This window comes from Mesorhizobium sp. SARCC-RB16n (assembly GCF_008520305.1).
GTDB lineage: Bacteria > Pseudomonadota > Alphaproteobacteria > Rhizobiales > Rhizobiaceae > Mesorhizobium.
Genome location: NZ_ML703264.1, coordinates 329322 through 351730, shown reverse-complemented (window position 1 = coordinate 351730; position 22409 = coordinate 329322). Strand labels below are relative to the sequence as shown.

Annotated in this window: 20 protein-coding genes and 1 pseudogene; 16 read left to right on the top strand and 5 right to left on the bottom strand. The window is 63.0% G+C overall.

The genetic code is table 11. The features are described 5' to 3' along the window. The first annotated feature begins 132 nt into the window (after positions 1 to 132). The 13 genes from C7I87_RS12390 to C7I87_RS12330 all read left to right on the top strand — a co-directional run bounded on the left by C7I87_RS12390 (position 133) and on the right by C7I87_RS12330 (position 15235). Entirely contained in the window at positions 133 to 552 is a 420-nt protein-coding gene (locus tag C7I87_RS12390) for a helix-turn-helix domain-containing protein (RefSeq protein ID WP_149904467.1), read from the top strand. Between the two features lie 167 nt (positions 553 to 719). Further along, the gene (gene metK / locus C7I87_RS12385) at positions 720 to 1985 is read left to right on the top strand and encodes a methionine adenosyltransferase (protein ID WP_149904466.1); all 1266 of its coding nucleotides are present in this window, start codon (positions 720 to 722) and stop codon (positions 1983 to 1985) included. A 27-nt stretch (positions 1986 to 2012) separates the two neighbouring features. After that, complete coding sequence (locus C7I87_RS12380; protein ID WP_149904465.1) at positions 2013 to 2714, top strand: tRNA (guanine(46)-N(7))-methyltransferase TrmB; 702 nt, start codon at positions 2013 to 2015, stop codon at positions 2712 to 2714. A 357-nt stretch (positions 2715 to 3071) separates the two neighbouring features. Beyond that, on the top strand, positions 3072 to 3719 hold the full coding sequence (gene rimP / locus C7I87_RS12375; protein ID WP_149904464.1) for a ribosome maturation factor RimP: 648 nt from the start codon (positions 3072 to 3074) through the stop codon (positions 3717 to 3719). 49 nt (positions 3720 to 3768) lie between these two features. Beyond that, positions 3769 to 5364 (top strand): transcription termination factor NusA, encoded by a 1596-nt coding sequence (gene nusA / locus C7I87_RS12370; protein ID WP_149904463.1) that lies wholly within the window; start codon positions 3769 to 3771, stop codon positions 5362 to 5364. Positions 5365 to 5402: 38 nt separating this feature from the next. After that, entirely contained in the window at positions 5403 to 6053 is a 651-nt protein-coding gene (locus C7I87_RS12365) for an RNA-binding protein (protein WP_149904462.1), read from the top strand. Beyond that, on the top strand, positions 6050 to 8626 hold the full coding sequence (gene infB, locus C7I87_RS12360; protein ID WP_149904461.1) for a translation initiation factor IF-2: 2577 nt from the start codon (positions 6050 to 6052) through the stop codon (positions 8624 to 8626). Before C7I87_RS12365 ends, infB begins: the two co-directional genes overlap by 4 nt. 125 nt (positions 8627 to 8751) lie before the next feature. Next, positions 8752 to 9162, top strand: coding sequence for a 30S ribosome-binding factor RbfA (gene rbfA, locus C7I87_RS12355; protein WP_027142034.1), 411 nt, complete (start codon positions 8752 to 8754; stop codon positions 9160 to 9162). Then, a complete protein-coding gene (truB, locus tag C7I87_RS12350) occupies positions 9162 to 10142 on the top strand; it encodes a tRNA pseudouridine(55) synthase TruB (protein WP_149904460.1) in 981 nt (326 codons plus the stop codon). Before rbfA ends, truB begins: the two co-directional genes overlap by 1 nt. Positions 10143 to 10186: 44 nt before the next feature. Beyond that, positions 10187 to 11281: a magnesium/cobalt transporter CorA gene (gene corA / locus C7I87_RS12345; protein WP_149904459.1), complete on the top strand. Its 1095-nt coding sequence runs from the start codon at positions 10187 to 10189 to the stop codon at positions 11279 to 11281. A gap of 109 nt (positions 11282 to 11390) precedes the next feature. Then, positions 11391 to 11732, top strand: coding sequence for a 30S ribosomal protein S15 (rpsO, locus tag C7I87_RS12340; RefSeq protein WP_281040214.1), 342 nt, complete (start codon positions 11391 to 11393; stop codon positions 11730 to 11732). A 279-nt stretch (positions 11733 to 12011) separates the two neighbouring features. Further along, complete coding sequence (pnp, locus tag C7I87_RS12335) at positions 12012 to 14159, top strand: polyribonucleotide nucleotidyltransferase (RefSeq protein ID WP_149904458.1); 2148 nt, start codon at positions 12012 to 12014, stop codon at positions 14157 to 14159. Positions 14160 to 14227: 68 nt separating this feature from the next. Next, a complete protein-coding gene (locus C7I87_RS12330; RefSeq protein ID WP_149904457.1) occupies positions 14228 to 15235 on the top strand; it encodes a class I SAM-dependent methyltransferase in 1008 nt (335 codons plus the stop codon). Positions 15236 to 15252: 17 nt separating this feature from the next. Here the strand turns inward: C7I87_RS12330 and C7I87_RS12325 are convergent, their stop codons facing one another. From C7I87_RS12325 to fabA, 4 genes are all read right to left on the bottom strand, one after another. Then, entirely contained in the window at positions 15253 to 16797 is a 1545-nt protein-coding gene (locus C7I87_RS12325) for a putative bifunctional diguanylate cyclase/phosphodiesterase (protein WP_149904456.1), read from the bottom strand. 130 nt (positions 16798 to 16927) lie between these two features. Beyond that, complete coding sequence (gene fabI, locus C7I87_RS12320) at positions 16928 to 17740, bottom strand: enoyl-ACP reductase FabI (RefSeq protein ID WP_149904455.1); 813 nt, start codon at positions 17738 to 17740, stop codon at positions 16928 to 16930. Between the two features lie 31 nt (positions 17741 to 17771). After that, the gene (fabB, locus tag C7I87_RS12315) at positions 17772 to 18992 is read right to left on the bottom strand and encodes a beta-ketoacyl-ACP synthase I (protein WP_149904454.1); all 1221 of its coding nucleotides are present in this window, start codon (positions 18990 to 18992) and stop codon (positions 17772 to 17774) included. 49 nt (positions 18993 to 19041) lie between these two features. Beyond that, positions 19042 to 19560: a 3-hydroxyacyl-[acyl-carrier-protein] dehydratase FabA gene (fabA, locus tag C7I87_RS12310; protein WP_149904453.1), complete on the bottom strand. Its 519-nt coding sequence runs from the start codon at positions 19558 to 19560 to the stop codon at positions 19042 to 19044. A 242-nt stretch (positions 19561 to 19802) separates the two neighbouring features. On the opposite strand from fabA, the gene irrA reads away from it, so the two are divergent. Both irrA and C7I87_RS12300 read left to right on the top strand, forming a co-directional pair. Continuing rightward, a complete protein-coding gene (gene irrA, locus C7I87_RS12305) occupies positions 19803 to 20234 on the top strand; it encodes an iron response transcriptional regulator IrrA (RefSeq protein WP_149904452.1) in 432 nt (143 codons plus the stop codon). A gap of 85 nt (positions 20235 to 20319) precedes the next feature. Continuing rightward, positions 20320 to 20701, top strand: a pseudogene (locus C7I87_RS12300) (DUF4260 domain-containing protein). Here C7I87_RS12300 and C7I87_RS12295 read toward each other — a convergent pair. Further along, on the bottom strand, positions 20691 to 21251 hold the full coding sequence (locus C7I87_RS12295; protein WP_149904451.1) for an SH3 domain-containing protein: 561 nt from the start codon (positions 21249 to 21251) through the stop codon (positions 20691 to 20693). The pseudogene C7I87_RS12300 and the gene C7I87_RS12295 sit on opposite strands and share 11 nt — an antisense overlap. 148 nt (positions 21252 to 21399) lie before the next feature. On the opposite strand from C7I87_RS12295, the gene C7I87_RS12290 reads away from it, so the two are divergent. Continuing rightward, on the top strand, positions 21400 to 22401 hold the full coding sequence (locus C7I87_RS12290) for a 2-hydroxyacid dehydrogenase (protein WP_140757869.1): 1002 nt from the start codon (positions 21400 to 21402) through the stop codon (positions 22399 to 22401). Positions 22402 to 22409 lie beyond the last annotated feature (8 nt).

Below are 22409 nucleotides of genomic sequence, written 5' to 3'. Positions count from 1 at the left end.
GCACATTAGAAACTCATACTGTACCGCCTGAAAATTTCTCGAAGCTGGTGGATCGTTCTGTTGGGGCAGTCGCCTCCGGCTTTGTTTGGGCAGGAAAAAATCACAAAGCCGAAAAAATTCGGCGAGGAAAAAATGACAGAAGAAAACAAGAAGAAACCGAATCCCATCGACATTCACGTTGGAAGTCGGATCCGGCTTCGCCGCAATATGCTTGGAATGAGCCAGGAAAAACTGGGCGAGAATCTCGGCATCACGTTTCAACAGATCCAGAAATATGAAAAGGGCACCAATCGCGTCGGTGCCAGCCGTCTGCAGGCGATAGCCTCGATACTCGGCGTGCCCGTCGCCTTCTTTTTCGAGGATGCGCCAGGCCAGGAACTGACGGCAAACCGTGGCTTTGCCGAGGATAGCTCGATGGCTTTCGCCGTCGAATTCTGCGGCAGTCCCGAAGGGCTGCAGCTCAACCGGGCCTTTGTCAAGATCGCCGACGTCAAGGTGCGCCGCAGGATCATAGACCTGGTGAAATCGCTCGCCGAGGACGATCTCGACTGATCGCAATGCGCTTTGCACCGGCGGCGTGCGCCGCCGGTGGCACAAGATATCGTCTCCGACATTCAGGCCAGATCCGCGGCAACGCTTGACGAGCAGCGCTTTGCCCCGCTAACACGTGGCGCGCCAAAATCGGCAGCCTGCCGATCGTTTTTCAAGAGGGGACACCCGTGACGCGGCAGAACTACTTCTTTACCTCGGAATCCGTTGCCGAGGGCCATCCCGACAAAGTCTGTGACCGGATCTCCGACGAAATTGTCGATCTGGTCTATCGTGAAGCCAAGAAGACCGGCATGGACCCGTGGAAAGTCCGTGTCGCCTGCGAGACGCTGGCGACCACCAACCGCGTCGTCATCGCCGGCGAGGTGCGCGTTCCCGAGACGCTCCTGAAGAAGGACAAGGCCGGCAACATCCTCAAGGACGCCGCGGGCCACCCTGTCGTCAACCCCGCGAAGTTCAAATCCGTCGCCCGTAAGGCGATCCGCGAGATCGGCTACGAGCAGGCCGGCTTCCACTGGAAGACGGCCAAGATCGAGGTTCTGTTGCATGGCCAGTCGCCTGATATCGGCCAGGGCGTCGACAACGCCGCCGACCGTCAGGGCGAGGAAGGTGCCGGCGACCAGGGCATCATGTTCGGCTATGCCTGCCGCGAGACGCCGGACCTGATGCCGGCGCCGATCTATTACAGCCACAAGATCCTCGAACTCCTGGCCGCCGCGCGCCACGAAAACAACGGCGAGGCCGGCAAGCTCGGACCGGACGCCAAGAGCCAGGTCACCGTCCGCTACATCGACGGCAAGGCCGCCGAGGCGACGCAGATCGTGCTGTCGACCCAGCATCTCGATTCAAGCTGGGATTCCAAGAAGGTCCGCAAGGTCGTGGAGCCTTATATCCGCGAGGCATTGGGCGACCTCAAGATCGCTGACGACTGCATGTGGTACATCAACCCGACCGGCAAGTTCGTCATCGGCGGTCCCGACGGCGATGCCGGCCTGACCGGTCGCAAGATCATCGTCGACACCTATGGCGGCGCGGCCCCCCATGGCGGCGGCGCCTTCTCCGGCAAGGACACCACCAAGGTCGACCGCTCGGCTGCCTATGCGGCGCGCTATCTGGCCAAGAACGTCGTGGCGGCGAAGCTTGCCGACCGTTGCACCATCCAGCTTTCCTACGCCATCGGTGTCGCCCAGCCGCTGTCGGTCTATGTCGATCTGCACGGCACCGGCAAGGTTGACGAGGCCAGGCTCGAGGATGCGCTGCGCACCGTGATGGACCTGTCGCCGTCCGGCATCCGCCGTCATCTCGATCTCAACAAGCCGATTTACGCCAAGACGTCTTCCTACGGTCATTTTGGCCGCAAGGCCGGCCGTGACGGGTCCTTCTCCTGGGAAAAGACCGATCTGGCCAAGGCGCTCAAGGATGCTGTCGCGGCCTGACGGCGGCGGCAGGACTTGCGCCAATCGATGCGTGACGGGGACAGGCCAAGCCGCACGACCGAAGCCTTCTTCGGCCGTCGGCGCGGCAAACCCGTTCGCCCGCAGCAGGCGGCGGCGCTGGAAAGCGGGCTTGGCGCCTACCGGCTCGATCTGACGGCTGAAGCGCCGTCGGATCTGCGGACCTTGTTCAAAACCGAGGTTTCGGCGGTTCGGCTCGAGATCGGCTTTGGCGGCGGCGAACATCTTCTGCACCGCGCGATCGAGGCGCCGACGATCGGCTTCATCGGCGTAGAACCCTTCGTCAACGGCATGGCCAAGATGATGATGGCGGTGCGGGCAGCGCCGCTGGCCAATCTCAGGGTTTACGACGACGACGCCACCCAGTTGCTCGACTGGCTGCCGTCGTCCTCGCTCGACGGCATCGATCTTCTCTATCCCGACCCTTGGCCGAAGAAAAAGCACTGGAAGCGGCGTTTCGTCAGCCCGGTCAATCTCGACCGCTTCGCGCGTGTCCTGAAGCGGGGCGCAAAGTTCCGCTTCGCGTCCGACATCGACACTTATGTGAACTGGACCTTGCTGCATTGCCGGGTGCACGGCGCCTTCCTATGGCAGGCTGCGGAAGCGGCGGATTGGCATCGCTCCTATGAGGGCTGGCCGGGTACGCGCTATGAGGCCAAGGCCATCCGCGAGGGCCGGCGGCCGGCCTATCTTACCTTCGTCAGGACGTAAGCGCGCCCAACCGGCAACGGCTCCGGCAAGCTGCCGGAAGCCGGGACCATCGACAAATCGCCGTGATCCCAGCGGCTCAATACATCCCGAAACTTCTGCATTCTCCGGCCCTGTAGCCATGCTGTCCGTGTCATCCCCAGCCTCCATTGGCTGGCGATAAAAACCGGACAACTCATGGGCTACCTAATCCGGACAACTCATGTGCTTACGACAGGCCGGGACTGCGGACTTGAAACACCAGCCCGGATCGTTTATATCAGCCTCAAATTCTTGGTCGGTATGACGAAGAGTGGGTCCACCCGGTCCCGCTCTTTTTTATTACCTGCCGATAGGTTCGAAACGAACGACAGGCAATTGATGACTGCAACGGCAAGCGAAGGTGACGACCGCATCATCCGCGAAAGCGGCATCGATGCGCGCATTGCGCTGATCGTCCAGCCGGTGCTGCGCGGCATCGGCTTCCGCCTCGTGCGCGTGCATCTGTCCGGCCAGAACGGGCTGACGCTGCAGATCATGGCCGAGCGCGACGACGGCACCATGACCGTCGAGGATTGCGAAGAGGTCAGCCGAGCCGTATCGCCGGCACTCGACGTCGACGATCCGATCGAGAAGGCGTATCATCTTGAAGTCTCCTCTCCCGGCATCGACCGGCCGCTGGTCCGCAAATCGGATTTCGTGACCTGGACCGGTCACTTGGTGAAGATGGAGACATCGGTCGTCGTTGCGGATCGCAAGCGTTTCAAGGGCAAGATCGCCGAGGCCGGCGACAATGACGTGCTGATCGAGCGCGACAAGGCGGCCTATGGCGAGGAGCCGACGGTGCGCGTGCCCTACGATGCCATTGCCGATGTCCGGCTGATCCTGACTGACGACCTCATTCGCGATGCGTTGTCCAAGGACAACAGGGCGCGCAAGGAAGCCAAGAAACGCCGCGGTGGGCCGGACGACGATGTGTCCGACGGTACGGAACCGGACGCCGCGGAAGAACACGAACAGGACATTTGATTGAGCTGCCGGGCGCAAAGGTCCGGCGAACAGGCTCGGGAGAAAGAACATGGTTGTAAGCGCCAACAGACTTGAACTGCTGCAGATTGCCGATGCGGTCGCGCGTGAAAAGTCGATCGACAAGTCGATCGTCATCGCCGCCATGGCCGATGCGATCCAGAAGGCGGCGCGTTCGCGTTATGGCCAGGAGACAAACATCCGCGCCGACATCAACCCGAACACCGGCGAGATGAAGCTGCAGCGGCTGATGGAAGTGGTCGAAAAGGTCGACGATTACGCCACCCAGATCGCTATTTCCTCCGCCCGCGAGCGCAATCCCGACGCCCAGCTTGGCGATTTCATCGCCGAACAGCTGCCGCCGATGGATTTCGGCCGCATCGCCGCCCAGTCGGCCAAGCAGGTCATCGTGCAGAAGGTGCGCGAGGCCGAGCGTGACCGCCAGTATGACGAATACAAGGACCGCATCGGCGAAATCGTCAACGGCACCGTCAAGCGCGTCGAATATGGCAACGTCATCGTCGATCTCGGCCGTGGCGAGGCGATCATCCGCCGCGACGAGCTGATCCCGCGCGAAAACTACAAATACGGCGATCGTGTCCGAGCTTATGTCTACGACGTGCGCCGCGAGCAGCGCGGCCCGCAGATTTTCCTGTCGCGCACCCATCCGCAGTTCATGGCCAAGCTCTTCACCATGGAAGTGCCGGAGATCTATGACGGCATCATCGAGATCAAGTCGGTCGCCCGCGACCCGGGCTCGCGCGCCAAGATCGCCGTCATCTCGCGTGATAGCTCGATCGATCCGGTCGGCGCCTGCGTCGGTATGCGCGGCAGCCGCGTCCAGGCCGTCGTCGGCGAATTGCAGGGCGAGAAGATCGACATCATTCCGTGGTCGCCTTCGGCCGCCTCCTTCATTGTCAATGCACTGCAGCCGGCGGAAGTCGCCAAGGTCGTGCTCGACGAGGATGCGGAGCGCATCGAAGTGGTGGTTCCCGACGATCAGCTGTCGCTGGCCATCGGCCGCCGCGGCCAGAACGTGCGCCTTGCCTCGCAGCTCACCGGCTGGGACATCGACATCCTGACCGAGGCCGAGGAATCCGAGCGCCGCCAGAAGGAATTCGTCGAGCGCTCGGCGCTGTTCATGGAAGCGCTCGATGTCGACGAGATGGTCGGCCAGGTGCTGGCCTCCGAAGGCTTCACCAGCGTCGAGGAAGTCGCCTATGTCGATGCCGGCGAAATCGCCTCGATCGACGGCTTCGATGACGATACCGCCTCTGAAATCCAGACCCGCGCCCGCGAGTATCTGGAGAAGATCGAGGCCGAACACGACGAGAAGCGCAAGGCGCTGGGCGTTTCGGATGACCTGCGCGAAATTCCCGGCGTCACCACCGCCATGATGGTGACGCTCGGCGAGGACGGCGTGAAGACGATCGAGGATTTCGCCGGCTATGCCGCCGACGACCTCACCGGCTGGAAGGAACGCAAGGACGGCGAGACCAAGGTCTATCCGGGCGTGCTGGCCAATCACGGCGTTTCGCGCGCCGATGCCGAGCAGATGGTTCTGGCCGCTCGCCTCAAGGCCGGCTGGATCACAGAAGACGAGCTTGCGGCCGAAGAAGAAACGGCCGACGAAGCCGTTGGTGCGTGAGGTGAAGCCGCATCGCACACAACCCGCCCTTGGACGAGATGAACGATCGCACCTGCATCGTCACCCGAAAACAGGCCGAACCGGATGAACTGATCCGGTTCGTTGTCGGTCCGGATTCGGCCGTCGTTCCCGATCTCAAGAGAAATCTGCCCGGCCGCGGTTGCTGGGTGAGTGCCGACCGCCTACATATCGAAAAGGCGGCGGCCAAGAACCTTTTTGCCCGCGCCTTCAAGGCACAGGTGATTGTGCCGCCCGACCTGGGTGGCATGGTTGACGGATTGCTCTCCAAATCAGCTCTGGGCATGCTGGGCCTTGCCCGCAAGGCAGGCGCGATTTCGCTGGGAGCCACCAAGGTGGAGAGCGCGGTGCGCGGCGGGCTGGCGCTTTTCGTGCTCCACGCGACCGAAGCATCCGACGATGGCGTGCGCAAGATCAGCCAGGCGCGGCGGGCGACCGTCCATATCGGCGGCCCTTCCATCCTTGCCTACAAACTTTTCTCCGAGGCCGAGTTGAGCTTGGCATTGGGGGGTACAAATGTGATACATGCTGCCGTCCTCGCGGGAGACGCGGGTAAGGCGGTCCAGAAGCGCATGGTTGCGCTCGACCGATATCGGGGCGGAACCCCGGACGATCTTGCAATGCTTGCGGCCGTTGCTGACGAAGATGATGCTGCAGAGGATATGGAATGAACGATACGAAATCGGGCGACGACAAGACGTTGAGTGTTACACCGAAGAAGACCTTGACGCTGAAGCGCCCCGGCATGGAACAGGGCACTGTGCGCCAGAACTTCTCGCACGGCCGTACCAAGTCGGTCGTGGTCGAGACCAAGAAGCGCAAGTTCTCGCTGCCCGGCGACAAGCCGGAGCCGGTTGCCGCTCCGCCTGCGCCCGTCTTCACGCCGAAGCCGGCGGTCGTGGCTGCACCTGTCGTGCAGGAAGCGCCCAAGGCGCCGCCCCCGCCGCCGCCCCCGGTCGAGCGCAGCGGCATGGTGCTGAACGAATTATCGCGCAGCGAAATGGAAGCGCGCCGCAGGGCGCTCGAGGGCTCGAAAGTCCGCGAGGTCGAAGACCGTCAGCGCGCAGCCGAAGAGGCCAAGCGCCGCGCCGAGGACGAAGAGCGCCGCAAGCGCGAACGCGAGGACTCTGCGCGCCGCCAGGCCGAGGAAGAGGCTCGGCTGCAGACCGAGGCCGAATCGCGCCGTCGCGCCGAGGAAGAGGCGCGTCGCCGCGCGCCGCAAGCAGCTGAACTGGCAACCGCCGACGAGGAAGAAGAGGTCAAGCCGAAGCGGGCGACCGCCGGTGCGCCGGTGCGCCGCCTGGTCACGCCCGAAGTGGCGCGTCCGGCAAAGCCCACCAAGAGCGAGGAAGACCGCCGCCGTGGCAAGCTGACACTGAATTCCGCGTTGTCCGACGAGGACGCGCGAGCCCGTTCGCTGTCGTCGATGCGTCGCCGCCAGGAAAAATTCAAGCGCGCGATGCACAACGAGCCGCGCGAGAAGGTCATGCGTGAAGTGATCCTGCCCGAGACCATCACCATCCAGGAACTGGCGCAGCGCATGTCCGAGCGTGCTGTCGACCTGGTCAAGTACTTCATGAAGCAGGGCCAAATCCTGAAGCCGGGCGACGTCATCGACGCCGACACGGCCGAACTGGTGGCCACCGAATTCGGCCACACGGTCCGTCGCGTCGCCGAGTCCGATATCGAGGAAGGCCTGTTCAACATCGCCGACCGTCCGGAAGACCTCGTGTCGCGTCCGCCGGTCGTCACCATCATGGGCCACGTCGACCACGGCAAGACGTCGCTGCTCGATGCGATCCGCAACGCCAATGTCGTTTCCGGCGAGGCCGGCGGCATCACCCAGCATATCGGCGCCTATCAGGTCGAGAAGAACGGTCAGAAGATCACCTTCATCGACACGCCCGGCCACGCCGCCTTCACGGCGATGCGCGCCCGTGGCGCCCAGGCGACCGACATCGCCATCCTGGTGGTGGCGGCCGATGACAGCGTCATGCCGCAGACGATCGAATCGATCAGCCATGCCAAGGCGGCCGGCGTTCCGATCATCGTGGCGATCAACAAGATCGACAAGCATGACGCCGATCCGCAGAAAGTGCGCTCGGAACTCTTGCGCCACGAGGTCTTCGTCGAATCGATGGGCGGTGAAGTGCTGGACGTCGAAGTGTCGGCGACCAAGGGCACCAATCTCGACAAATTGCTCGAGGCGATCCTGCTGCAGGCCGAAATCCTCGACCTCAAGGCCAACCCCGACCGCACCGCCGAGGGTGTCGTCATCGAAGCGCAGCTCGACAAGGGCCGTGGCCCCGTCGCCACTGTGCTGGTCCAGACCGGCACCTTGATGCCGGGCGACATCCTTGTCGCCGGCAACGAATGGGGCCGGGTGCGCGCGCTGGTCAACGACCGCGGCGAGCAGATCAAGGAAGCGCCGCCGGCGATGCCGGTCGAGGTGCTTGGCCTTCAGGGAACGCCGCAGGCCGGCGACCGCTTCGCCGTGGTCAACAACGAGGCCCGTGCCCGCGAGATCACCGAATATCGCCAGCGTCTGGCACGCGAGAAGGCGGTGGCCAGGCATGCCGGCCAGCGCGGCTCGCTCGAACAGATGATGTCGCAGTTGCAGACGAGCGGGCTGAAGGAATTCCCGCTGGTCATCAAGGGCGACGTTCAGGGTTCGATCGAGGCGATCAACGCTGCTCTGGACAAACTCGGCACCGACGAAGTGCGTGCGCGCATCGTTCATTCCGGCGCCGGCGCCATCACCGAAAGCGACGTCTCGCTGGCCGAAACGTCCGGCGCGGCGATCATCGGCTTCAACGTGCGCGCCAATGTGCAGGCGCGTGCCGCGGCCGCGGCCGCGGGCATCGAGATCCGCTACTACTCGATCATCTACAACCTGGTGGATGATGTGAAGGCGGCTCTCTCGGGCCTGCTGTCGCCGGAGCGTCGCGAAACCTTCATCGGCAATGCCGAGATCCTCGAGATCTTCGACATCACCAAGGTCGGCAAGATCGCCGGCTGCCGTGTCACCGAAGGCAAGGTCGAGCGTGGCGCGGGCGTACGCCTGATCCGCGACAACGTCGTCATCCACGAAGGCACGCTGAAGACACTGAAGCGCTTCAAGGACGAGGTTTCGGAAGTCCCCGGCGGCCAGGAGTGCGGCATGGCCTTCCAGAACTACGAGGACATGCGCGTCGGCGACGTCATCGAATGCTTCCGCGTCGAGATGGTGACCCGCACACTCTGAGTTCGAGTGGCCTGTCGATACCGGGCGGTGGTCGAAAGACCGCCGCCTCGGTGCTATTGAGAATGACCGTTTGAGACATGCGGCACGGTCCCATCCCGCGCCTCACGCTTTCAGGATTGAGAAAAATGCCCCGTTCCACGACATCAAGCCCATCCCAGCGCATGCTGCGCGTCGGCGAGCAGGTGCGCCATGCGCTCTCGGAGACCTTGCAGCGCGGCGAGATCATCGACCCGTTGATTGAAAACTCGGTCGTTTCGGTCTCGGAAGTGCGCATGTCGCCCGATCTCAAGATCGCCACCGCCTTTGTTTCTCCGCTCGGCGCCAAGGACGCCGACGCGGTGATCGAGGCGCTCAACAAGCATGCCAAGTTCGTGCGCGGCCGCGTCTCCGGCGCGCTCAGGCAGATGAAATACATGCCGGAGTTCCGCTTCCGGCTCGATACCTCCTTCGACAATTTCGCCAGGATCAACGATCTCTTGAAGTCGCCCGAAGTGGCGCGCGACCTGGATAGCGACGACAATAAGGAAGAAGAATAATGGCGCGTCGCGGCAAGAAGAAAGGCCGGCCCGTCTCCGGGTGGGTGGTGCTGGACAAGCCGGTCGGCATGGGTTCGACCGAGGCCGTGTCCAAGATCAAATGGCTGTTCCAGGCCGAAAAGGCCGGGCATGCCGGCACGCTCGACCCGCTGGCTTCCGGCATGCTGCCGATCGCGCTCGGCGAGGCCACCAAGACCGTGCCCTACGTGCAGGACGGCGCTAAGGTCTATCGTTTCACCGTTGCCTGGGGCGATGAGCGCTCCACCGACGATCTCGAAGGGCCGGTGACGAAGAGCTCCGACCTGCGTCCGGCGGAAGCCGAAGTGCGGGCGCTGCTGCCGAAATACACCGGCGTCATCATGCAGACGCCGCCGCAATTCTCGGCCATCAAGATTGCGGGTGAGCGCGCCTATGACCTCGCCCGCGAAGGCGAGACGGTCGACATACCCGCACGTGAGATCGAGATCGGCCGGCTCGATATTGTCGAGCACAAGCCGGACCAGACGATTTTCGAGGTCGAATGCGGCAAGGGCACCTATGTGCGTTCGCTGGCCCGCGACATGGGCCGCGACCTCGGCTGCTTCGGCCATATCGGCGAACTGCGCCGGGTCGAGGTCGAGCCGTTCACGCCAGAGGATTTCGTCACCATCGCCGAACTCGAGGCCGCCCGCTTCGGCGCGCAAGACGAGGACAAATCGGACCCGGAGGCAGACGCTGCCGACGCGTTGGCAGTTCCGATCGACTTCGGCGCGATCGATGCGCTTCTTGTCGACACCTCGGCTGCTCTCGACTGCCTGCCGCAGATCGCCATCAGCGATGATGCGGCGACAAAGATTCGCCTCGGCAATCCGGTCATCATTCGTGGCCGCGACGCACCGGTGGAGGCCGAAGAGGCTTGCGCGACATCACGTGGCAGGCTGGTCGCCATCGGCGCGGTCGAGCAAGGCATGTTCAAGCCCAAGCGGGTCTTTGCCGGCTGATGCCACTCATCTAATGTCGGTGCGACATCGCGGCAGAGGGCTCCATGGCAAAGGCTGGCACGGTCAAGAAGCGTGCGCCGGTGAAGACGAGGCGGCCGCCGGTCGGCGCCCCGCCAGGCACGCTGATCGCCGATCCGGCGGCGCGGCGCTCCGAATTACGGCTGACCTTGATCTCGCAACAGAAGTTCAAGACGATCGAGAATGCCAGCATCGACGATGTCGAGGCCAATTGCCGGAAATGGCCCGTCATCTGGCTCGACTGCACCGGCCTCGCCAACATCCAATTGATCGAGGAGATCGGCCGCATCTTCAGCCTGCATCCGCTGGCGCTGGAGGATGTCGTCAACACCGGCCAGCGGCCGAAAGTCGACTTCTTCGAGGATCACGCCTTCGTCGTCGTGCGCATGATCGACGACGTCACGTCGCATCGCTACGAGCAGATCGCTCTCTTCCTGGGCGAGAACTTCGTCGTCACCTTCCAGGAGCGCGAGGGCGATCCGTTCGATCCCGTGCGCAAGCGCATCGAGAGTTCAGCGCCCAACCGGTTGCGCACGCGCGGCGCCGACTATCTTGCCTATGCGCTGATCGACGCCGTCGTCGACAGCTATTTTCCGCCGATCGAGGCTGCCGGCGACCTGGTCGACAGCATCGAGGACCAGATGCTGCATTCGACGCACAAGCACCAGATGCGGCAGCTGCACGAATTGCGGCGCGATGCCAATGTCCTGAAAGGCGTGCTGTGGCCGATGCGCGATGCGCTGGCAACGCTGATCCGCAATGACGCGTCCTATGTCAGAGCCGAGACCAAGGTCTTCCTCAACGACACGCTCGACCATTCGCTCAGGCTGATCGAACTGGTCGAGACCCAGCGCGACATGCTGACCGGCCTGATCGAGATGCACCTGTCGCTGAGCCAGGCCCGCACCAACGACGTCATCTCCTATCTCACCATCGTCTCGGTCATCTTCATGCCGCTCACCTTCCTGGTCGGCATCTGGGGCATGAACTTCGACCCCGCGACCTCGCCATGGAATATGCCGGAGCTGAAGGCGTACTACGGCTATCCCTTGTCGCTGCTGTTCATGGCTGCCATCGCTGTCGGGCTGATTGCATTCTTCAAATGGAAGAAATGGCTTTGACAGGGATTAAACCCGTCATTTGAGCGTCAAAAGCCGGCTTGTGAATTGGGCTGGTGTTTTTCGGGGAATTGCACTATATGCGCCGCAGCAAAGCGCCTCGTCGCTTTGCATGCACGGCCCCTGCTGGACGACATCCCGGCTGTGGGCGACCCGTTTCCTCAAACAGATAAGGAAAAACACGATGTCGATTACTGCCGAGCGCAAACAGGAATTGATGGGTGAATTCGCAACCGCCAAGGGCGATACCGGGTCTCCGGAAGTCCAGGTGGCCATCCTTTCCGAGCGCATCAAGAACTTGACCGACCATTTCAAGGACCACAAGAAGGATAACCATTCCCGCCGTGGTCTGCTCGCTCTCGTGTCCCAGCGCCGCAGCCTGCTTGATTATCTCAAGCGCAAGGACGACGCGCGCTATCAGACACTGATCGAGAAGCTCGGTCTGCGCCGTTGACGAATTGACCGGCGGATTTTCCCAGGAAAGTCCGCCGGTCACGCATTCTGCCAGTCGTATCGGCTGGCCAGACCCGGTTTCGAGCGTGCAGAGGGCCACTCGAAACCGCCCATGGACGGTCATGGGGCAGGATTGCAGGACGCTCGTGCGCGCTCGTCGCGCCTAAATCACCCGAGCTTCCCGTTGTCTTGCCCGTGGCTGCCCGAGAAAGGAAGCCAGGGAAAGGGCATCCGCGCACCGTGAAACGGCGCGCCCCTTTCCGCTTATTAAGGACAAGACATGTTCAATCACCACAAAGTGGAAATCGAATGGGGCGGCCGTCCGCTCATCCTCGAAACCGGCAAGATCGCCCGTCAGGCTGACGGCGCGGTTCTCGCCACCTACGGCGAGACCAAGGTTCTCGCTACCGTCGTTTCGATGAAGGAGCCCAAGCCCGGCCTCGATTTCTTTCCGCTGACCGTCAACTACCAGGAAAAGACCTATGCCGCCGGCAAGATCCCGGGTGGCTATTTCAAGCGTGAAGGCCGTCCGAGCGAAAAGGAAACGCTGGTTTCCCGCCTCATCGATCGCCCGATCCGCCCGCTCTTCGCCGCCGGCTACAAGAACGACACCCAGATCGTCGTCACCGTCGTCCAGCATGACCTCGAAAACGATCCGGACATCTTGTCGATCGTTGCCACCTCGGCTGCCCTGACGCTCTCCGGCGTTCCGTTCATGGGCCCGGTCGGCGGCGCCCGCGTCGGCTACATCAACGGCGAATATGTGCTGAACCCGCATGTCGACGAAATGCAGGAATCCAAGCTCGACCTCGTTGTCGCCGGCACCGCCGACGCCGTGCTGATGGTCGAGTCGGAAGCCAAGGAACTTGGCGAAGAGCTGATGCTCGGCGCCGTCATGTTTGGCCACAAGGGTTTCCAGCCGGTCATCGACGCCATCATCAAGCTGGCCGAAGTTGCCGCCAAGGAGCCGCGCGACTTCACCGCGCCGGATTATTCCGCGCTTGAGGCCGAGATGCTGAAGATCGTCGGCGACGAGCTCAGCGATGCCTACAAGAACGTCGACAAGCAGAAGCGTTACGCCGCCGTCGACGCCGTCAAGGCGAAGGTCAAGGCAGCGTTTGCCCCTGCCGAAGGCGAGGACGCAAAGTACACCTCCGAACAGATCGGTTCGGTGTTCAAGGAGCTCCAGGCCAAGGTCGTGCGCTGGAACATTCTCGACACCGGCTCGCGCATCGATGGCCGCGATCTCAAGACCGTGCGCAAGATCGTGTCGGAAGTCGGCGTCCTGCCGCGTACCCACGGTTCGGCGCTGTTCACCCGCGGCGAGACCCAGGCGCTGGTCGTTGCCACGCTCGGCACCGGCGAGGACGAGCAGTATGTCGACTCCTTGACCGGCATGTACAAGGAGAAGTTCCTCCTTCACTACAACTTCCCTCCCTACTCCGTCGGTGAGACCGGCCGCATGGGTTCGCCGGGCCGCCGCGAAATCGGCCACGGCAAGCTCGCCTGGCGCGCTATCCGTCCGATGCTGCCGACCTCCGACCAGTTCCCCTACACGCTGCGCGTCGTCTCGGAGATCACCGAGTCCAACGGCTCGTCGTCGATGGCCACCGTCTGCGGTACATCGCTGGCGCTGATGGACGCCGGCGTGCCGCTGGCAAAGCCGGTTGCCGGCATCGCCATGGGTCTGATCAAGGAAGGTGAGCGCTTCGCCGTGCTCTCCGACATCCTGGGCGACGAGGATCACCTCGGCGACATGGACTTCAAGGTCGCCGGCACCGAAGGCGGCATCACCTCGCTGCAGATGGACATCAAGATCGATGGCATCACCGAGGAGATCATGAAGATCGCCCTCGGACAGGCCAAGGACGGCCGCCTGCATATCCTCGGCGAAATGGGCCACGCGCTCTCCGGCGCGCGTTCGGAACTCGGCGAGTTCGCACCGCGTATCGAGGTCATGCACATCCCGACCGACAAGATCCGCGACGTCATCGGTTCGGGCGGCAAGGTCATCCGCGAGATCGTCGAGAAGACAGGCGCCAAGATCAACATCGAGGACGACGGCACGGTCAAGATCGCTTCCTCGAACGCCAAGGAGATCGAGGTGGCGAAGAAGTGGATCCACACCATCGTCGCCGAGCCGGAAGTCGGCGAAATCTACGAAGGCACGGTCGTGAAGACCGCCGACTTCGGCGCCTTCGTCAACTTCTTCGGTCCGCGTGACGGCCTCGTCCACATCTCGCAGCTCGCCAACGACCGGGTCGCCAAGACCTCGGACGTCGTCAAGGAAGGCGACAAGGTCTGGGTCAAGCTGATGGGCTTCGACGAGCGCGGCAAGGTTCGTCTGTCGATGAAGGTCGTCGACCAGGCCACCGGCAAGGAAATCGCCCGCGACAAGAAGACCGAAGGCGAAGAAAACGCCGCCTGAGCGATCTGGCAAAAAAACGAGGCGGGCGCGGCTTAGGTCGCGCCCGTTTTTGTTTATGGAGCACGGCTATGTCCGCTGAAGCGCTGAAGACGCTTTTTCACCCGTTCGAGGCCGAGGCTCTTTCCCCGCCGCGGAAGGGCGAGCGCGTTCTCTTCCTTGGCGCCGAACCCGGCCTGCGCTTGCCGCCGGGTTTCGAGGCTACGCTCAATCTCGTGCAGGGCTTCCGGCCACATTTCCGTGCGTTGCAGGCGGCGGGCTTCACGGTCACGCCGCAATCGACCGGCGATGGTTTTGATGCCGCGCTCGTGCTCGCCGGCCGCCATCGCGGTCAGAACGAACTGCGCATCGCCGAGGCTCTCGAACGCGTGGCCGAAGGCGGATTGATCGTCATTGCCGGTGGCAAGGAGGATGGCATCGCCAGCCTGCGCAAGCGCGTCGGCGATCTCGTACCGCTTGATGGCCACATGCCGAAATATCACGGCATTGCCTTCTGGCTGCGCCGCCCGGCCGATATGCAAGCAGCCGCGCTTCGCGCCGCCAATCCCGCTTTGCTGGTTGGGGACCGGTTCCACACTGCGCCCGGCATGTTCTCCTTCGATCGCGTCGATGCCGGTTCGAAACTGCTGGTCGACAACCTGCCCGGTGATCTGCGCGGCAGCGCGGCCGATTTCTGCGCCGGCTGGGGCTATGTGGCGGCCGAGATGGCTGCGCGCTGCCCGGGCTTGTCCGCTCTTGATCTCTACGAGGCCGATTTCGATGCGCTCGGGGCGGCCAGGGGCAATCTCGGCAATGCCGTGGCGCAGGGCTTCTTCTGGATGGATTTGCTCGCCGAGCCTGTCGAGCGCCGTTACGATGTCATCGCCATGAACCCGCCCTTCCATCGCAGCCGTGCGGCGGAGCCGGAGATTGGTGCTGGCATGATCCGTGCGGCCGCCAAGGCCCTGAGGCCTGGTGGACGCCTGTTCATGGTCGCCAACCGCCAGCTTCCCTACGAGCCGGTGCTGTCGGCGGTCTTTGCCAATCATGTGGAGCTTGCACGCGACGGCATGTTCAAGGTGTTTGTCGCGCGCCGGTAATACGGTGCGGCGGGTTGTCAATGCAGGTTGGCGACGCGCCTCATGCCGTCGGCGACATGCCCGTCGCCAACGCTGATCTTGAGCGGCGCCGGCCGGCCGAACAGGTAGCCCTGCACCACCTCGCAGCCGGCGGCCCGCAGCAGCGTCGCCTGGCTTTCGGTCTCGACGCCTTCGGCAATGATGCTGACGCCGAGCGCCCGCGAGAGCCCGACAATGGTCGACACGACCGCGCCGGAGCTGGCATCGGTATCGATGCGGCTGACGAAGGAGCGGTCGATCTTCAGCTTGCCGAACGAGAAGTCGATCAGATAGCTGAGGTTGGAATAGCCGGTGCCGAAATCATCGACGGCGACCGAGATGCCCATCTCGGCAAGTTCCTTCAGGATCGCGGCCGCGCGGTCGCGGTCCTGCATCATCGCCGTCTCGGTGACTTCCAGTTCCAGCCGTGACGGCTTGATGCCGGTTGTCCGCATCGTGTCGCGCACAATGCCGACGAAGTCCTTGGTCATGAACTGGACCGGCGAGATGTTGACGGCGACAAAACAGTCCTCCGGCAGATGGCGGGCGTCGCTGCAGGCCTTGCGCAGCACCCATTCGCCGATCGGGTTGATCATGCCGGTCTCCTCGGCGATCTGGATGAACTCCATCGGCGGGATCATGCCGCGTTCGGGATGCTTCCAGCGGATCAATGCCTCGTAGCCGACGATGCGGCCGGTCGGGAGGTCGAGCTGCGGCTGATAGTGGAGGTCGAAATCACCGCGTTCAAAGGCGCTATGCAGCTCGGATTCGACCCATTGGCGATGGTCGGCCACGCGTCCCATCTCGCTGTCGAAGACCGCCCAGTTGCCAACTCCAGTGGCACGCGCATTCTGCAGCGCCAGGTTGGAGCGCCGCAGGATAAGGACCGGATCGATACCATCCTTGGGCATCGCCACGATGCCGACCGACAGGCTCACCGATTGCTGGTGGCTGCTGAGCTCATACGGCTCCATCATCTCGTCGATGAGCCTCTCGACCATGCTTTCCAGGGTTCCCTGGATCAGATGGTCCGGGAGCAGCACCGCGAACTCGCCGGCCCCGATACGGCCGATCACGGCGCGCGCGGGCACGCAGCTGTGCAGCCGCTGGGTGAAGGCGCGGATCAGCTCGTCGCCCTGGGTGTAGCCGATCGCGTCGTTGATCTGCTTGAACCGGTCGATGTCGATGTCGATCAGGAACACCGGCTCCCCGGTGCGGCTTGTTGCGCATGCCGCCTCGGCGACCTTGCCGACCATAGCCGGGCGCGCCAGCAGTCCGGTCAGCTTGTCGAAATGGGTTTCGTTGAAGACAAAATCCGCCGATTCATCGATGCCGGCGAAGAAGGACATTGCCGCTACCGATGCCGCCAGCGCGCAAAGTGCGGCCATGATCGATACCATCATGTCAGCCGATATGCCGGCAAACCCGGCACCAAGCCCGTGCTTCAGACCCCAGATGCCGAGGACGAAACTGCCAATGCCCGAACTTGCTATCGTGAGCAGTCGGAACACAGGCGTTCGCTTCGGGTTGCTGACGGCAGCCATGAATAGGTCCCCAGGTCGGGGGATCCTATATCGGAAATCCCCTTAAAATGAGTTTCCGTCAATGCATCCAATTTTACTGGAGAGGATTATTTTCTTTACTGGGAGAGGACCCATTTGACGGGACCGCTCTTCAGTCGCGCCCGCCATCCGTCTGCTTCAACTCATCGAGCGTCGGCATCGAGACGATATGGTAGCCGGAATCGACATAGTGGATCTCGCCGGTGACACCGGAAGCAAGGTCGGACAGGAGATAGAGTGCGGAGCCGCCGACCTCGTCGATCGTCACGGTCCGGCGCAACGGCGAATTGCGCTGCTGGTAGGAGAACATGTGGCGGGCGTCCGAAATGCCGGCGCCGGCCAGTGTGCGCACCGGACCAGCCGAGATGCCGTTGACGCGAATGCCGCGCGGGCCGTAGTCGTTGGCGAGGTAGCGCACGCTGGCCTCGAGCCCAGCCTTGGCGACGCCCATGACATTGTAGTTCGGCATGACGCGAACCGAGCCGGCATAGGTCAGCGTGATCATCGAACCGCCGTTGGTCATCAGCGGCGCGGCATTGCGAGCCACCTCGGTGAAGGAGTAGCAGGAGATCACCATGGTGCGGACGAAATTGTCCCGGCTGGTGTCGGCGTAGAGGCCCTTCAACTCGTTCTTGTCGGAAAAGCCGATGGCATGGACGACGAAGTCCAGTCCGCCCCACGCCTTGCCAAGCGTCTCGAACGTGGCGGCGACCGAAGCGCTGTCCTCGACGTCGCAGGGAACGACCAGCGAAGCGCCGAGCTTGTCGGCGAGCGGCTTGACCCGGCGACCGAAAGCCTCGCCCTGGTAGGTGAAGGCGAGTTCCGCGCCATGTTCGGATAATTTCCGGGCGATGCCCCAGGCGATCGAATGATCGTTGGCGACACCCATGACAAGCCCGCGCTTGCCCTTCATCAATCCGTCCATGGCCGGCAATCCTTATATAAAAAACTTGGCCCTATGCGGAATAGCGCTGGAAAACGAGCGTTGCGTTGGTGCCGCCGAAACCGAAGGAATTCGAAAGGACGGTGTCGATCTCTGCGTTGTCGATGCGCTTGCGTACGATCGGCATGCCCTCGAATTCCGGGTCGAGCGTCTCGATATGGGCGCTTTCGCCGATGAAGCCGCCTTGCATCATCAGGATCGAATAGATGGATTCCTGCACGCCTGCCGCGCCCAGCGAATGGCCGGTCAGCGACTTCGTCGACGTGATGAACGGCATCTTCTCGCCGAACACTTCACGGATCGCGCCCATTTCCTTGGAATCCCCGACCGGCGTCGAGGTGCCGTGGGTGTTGATGTAGTTGACCGGCGTGGAGACCGTCGCCAGTGCCTGGCGCATGCAGCGGACCGCGCCTTCGCCCGAGGGCGCCACCATGTCGTAGCCGTCCGAGGTCGCGCCATAACCGACGATCTCGGCGTAGATCTTGGCGCCGCGCGCCTTGGCATGCTCCAGCTCTTCCAGCACCAGCACGCCGGCGCCGCCGGCAATGACGAAGCCGTCGCGATTGGCATCATAGGCGCGCGATGCGGTCGAGGCCCTGTCGTTGAACTTCGACGACATGGCGCCCATGGCGTCGAACAGGTCAGACATCGTCCAGTCGAGATCCTCGTGGCCGCCGGCAAAGACCATGTCCTGCTTGCCCCACTGGATCAGCTCGTAACCATTGCCGATGCAATGCGCCGAGGTCGAGCAGGCCGACGAGATCGAATAGTTGACGCCATGGATCTTGAACCAGGTGGCCAGCGTCGCCGATGCCGTCGACGACATCGCCTTCGGCACCGCGAAGGGTCCGATGCGCTTGGGGCTGCCGTTCTTGAGCGTGGTTTCGGCCGCCTCGACGATGGTGCGGGTGGAGGGGCCGCCCGAACCCATGACGATGCCGGTGCGCTCGTTGGTGATGTCGCTCTCGCCGAGGCCGGCATCGGCGATCGCCTGGTCCATGGCGACGTGATTCCAGGCCGCGCCCTGGCTCAGGAAGCGCATCGCGCGGCGGTCGATCATGGCGGAAGGGTCGAGCGTCGGCGCGCCCCAGACCTGGCAGCGGAAGCCATGCTCGGCAAAGGAATCGGAAAAGCTGATGCCGGATCTGGCGTCGTGCAGCGAGGTCTGCACCTCGTTGGCATTGTTGCCGATCGACGACACGATGCCGAGGCCTGTGACTACGACACGTCTCATTCGCAACTCCTTCCAGGGATGCTGGCCAATGGGCTGGCCAGGGCTGCGGTCAAGCGACCGCCGACTGCTTCGACAGGCCGACCTTCAGGTCTGTCGCCGCATATATGGGCTCGCCATCCGCCTTCATCCAGCCATCAGCGATGCCGAGCACCAGCCGGCCCCGCATCACACGCTTGAAATCCACGCCATACTCGACCTTCTTGACCGACGGCGTGACCATGCCCTTGAACTTGACCTCTCCGGTCGACAGGGCCATTCCCTTGCCGGGTTCGCCTAGCCAGCCGAGATAAAAGCCGGTCAATTGCCACAGGGCGTCCAGGCCGAGGCACCCCGGCATGATCGGATTGCCGATGAAATGGCAGGCAAAGAACCACAGGTCGGGCTTGATATCGAATTCCGCGCGAATGAAACCCTTGTCGAAGGCGCCGCCGGTCTCGCTGACCTCGCTGATACGGTCGAACATCAGCATCGGTGGGTAGGGCAATTGGGCATTGCCTTCTCCGAACAGCTCGCCGCGGGCGCAGGCCAGCAATTCTTCGTAGTCGTAGCTGGATTTCGAACCCGCCATCAATTTCGTCCCCATATCGTCCGGGCGGTAGCGCGCCCTTGTCGTTGGTGTCCTAACACAATCTGTTTCAGGCCGGAAACCGGCGTTTGCGCTTAACCCGCCAGTCTGCCCGGGTCAATGCGCGCTATTGATCGCATTCGGGCGACAGAATATATGTCAACAGGGGTCCGGTTTCGGCAGACATTCATTTTTTTGCCATTCTGGGCGTGTCTTGAAGCGGGACTGCGAGCTTGGAAGACCAGATGGACCGGGGCTGCCGGAAGGAAAATGTCGCTGTGGACAAGCGGGTACGTGAGGCCGGCCTGAGGCCGACGCGCCAGCGCATTGCGCTGGCCGACCTGCTTTTCGCCAAGGGCGACCGCCATTTGTCGGCTGAGGAACTGCACGAGGAGGCGCAGGCCGCCGGCGTGCCGGTGTCGCTGGCCACCGTCTACAACGCGCTTCACCAGTTTACCCAGGCGGGGCTGCTGCGCATCCTCGCCGTCGAAGGTTCCAAGACCTATTTCGACACCAACACCTCCGACCACCACCATTTCTATATCGAAGGCGAAAACAGGATTTTCGACATCGCCAACGGTCCGGTCACGGTCACCAATCTGCCGGAGCCGCCCGAAGGCATGGAGATCGCCAATGTCGATATCGTGGTGAGGCTGCGTCCCAAGCGTTCGGAATGACCGGCGAGGCCGGAATAATATTCGGTCTGGCCGGAGTGATCCGTAAGCCCCGAATAATCGGTCTGGCCCGAATAATCGGTCGGGGATGAGACCCCTCGATTGGATAGTCCGGGTCGAATGGGCCGTCGTGGCGGTTGCCGCAATCGTCTTCTATGGCGCGACAGGCATTTCCTGGTGGCTCTTCGCGTTGCTCATCCTGGCGCCGGACCTGTCGATGCTGGGCTATCTCGGTGGCCCGCGCATCGGCGCCATTGCCTACAACGCCTTGCACGCCCTGAATCGTACCGGTGCTTCTGTTGCTTGCCGGGCATCTCGCCGGCAATGCGGTCGGCAGCGCCATCGCACTGGTCTGGATCGCCCATATCGCGCTCGACCGTGCACTGGGCTACGGCTTGAAGCTGTCGACAGGGTTTCAGGACACCCATCTTGGCCCAATCGGGCGCAAACGCGAGACATTCAGTCCTTGACCCGCTCGCCGGGATAAGCCCCCCAGACGACCGACTGGGCAAGCCAGCCTGTGTGGCCGTCGAGCGTCATTTCGCACCACTGGCCGTCGCAAGACTTGATCGTGCCCATCACGCCGGGTTCGACGATCGCCACCACCCTGGCATCCTTGTCGGGCCCCTTCAGAAGGTTGACCTGGCCGCCCTTGCCGCGCTGCCAGGGCGCGATGATCGCTGTGCGCCGGCCCGAAAGCAGCGACTGGTTGATCCATCCTTCCGAGCCGTCGGCGTCGCGCACGCGCCGCCACGTATCGAACTCCTGGATGATCTCCATCGGCAGACCGGCCTTCATATACATCCAGTCGACCGAATAATTGGCGCCGGGGCCGACGCGCGAGTTGACGCGGCCGGACTTCAGGCTGACGAATCGCGGCAGCGGCAGGCCGCTCGGTCCGAGCGTGATGGCGCTCTGGGCAGGGGCGGCCGCGCTCTGCGCGACGGCAAGCGGAGAATAGAGGAGAGCGCCGAGAAATGCTGCGCTGAGGGCCAGGCGAAGCGACGCGAAACCAGACACTTTCGTTCCTTTCGGCGCCGGCCCGACGGCTGCGGCACCCCTTTTTCTTTGTCTTCGGCGGCACCGCTTGTTACATGGGTAAATCAGCTGCCGCGACCAGCTTTCAGTTTCGCCGGTCTTGGTTAAAGAGGTCTCAACGAGGGAAACAATGCCAGGCAAAAAGAAGCCTCTCGTGGTCATCACGCGAAAGCTGCCCGACCCGGTCGAGACCCGCATGCGCGAACTGTTCGACGCAAGGTTGAATGTCGAGGACAGGCCGATGACGCAGCCGGAACTGGTCGCCGCGGTCAAGGAAGCCGACGTATTGGTGCCGACCGTGACCGACCAGATCGATGCCGCATTGATCGCGCAGGCCGGCGACAACCTCAAGCTGATCGCCAATTTCGGCAACGGCGTCGACAAGATCGACGTGACGGCGGCGGCCAAGAGAGGCATTACCGTTACCAACACGCCCAACGTGCTCACCGAAGATACCGCCGACATGACCATGGCGCTGATGCTGGCCGTGCCACGCCGGCTGGCGGAAGGCGCCAGCGTGCTTACGGGCGACAAGAAATGGGCCGGTTGGTCGCCGACCTGGATGCTTGGCCGGCGCATCTGGGGCAAGCGGCTCGGCATTGTCGGCATGGGCCGCATCGGCACCGCCGTTGCCAGGCGGGCCAAGGCTTTCGGCCTGTCCATCCACTATCACAACCGGCATCGCGTGCTGCCGGCGGTCGAGGATGGGCTGGAGGCGACCTATTGGGAGAGCCTCGATCAGATGCTGGCCCGCATGGACATCATCTCGGTCAACTGTCCGTCGACGCCCGCGACCTTCCATCTCCTGTCGGCACGGCGGCTGGCGCTGCTGCAGCCCACCGCCTATATCGTCAACACTGCCCGCGGCGACATCATCGACGAAGAAGCGCTGGTCAAGCTGATCCAGGACGGCAAGATCGCCGGTGCCGGCCTCGATGTCTACGAGCACGAGCCGGCCCTGAACGGCAAGCTCTTGAAGCTCGCCGCCAGGAACAAGGTCGTGCTGCTGCCGCATATGGGGTCGGCCACGCTCGAGGGCCGTATCGACATGGGCGAGAAGGTCATCATCAATATTCGCGCCTTCGTCGATGGCCATCGCCCGCCGGACCGCGTGCTGCCGCTCAGAACCTGAAACCTCCA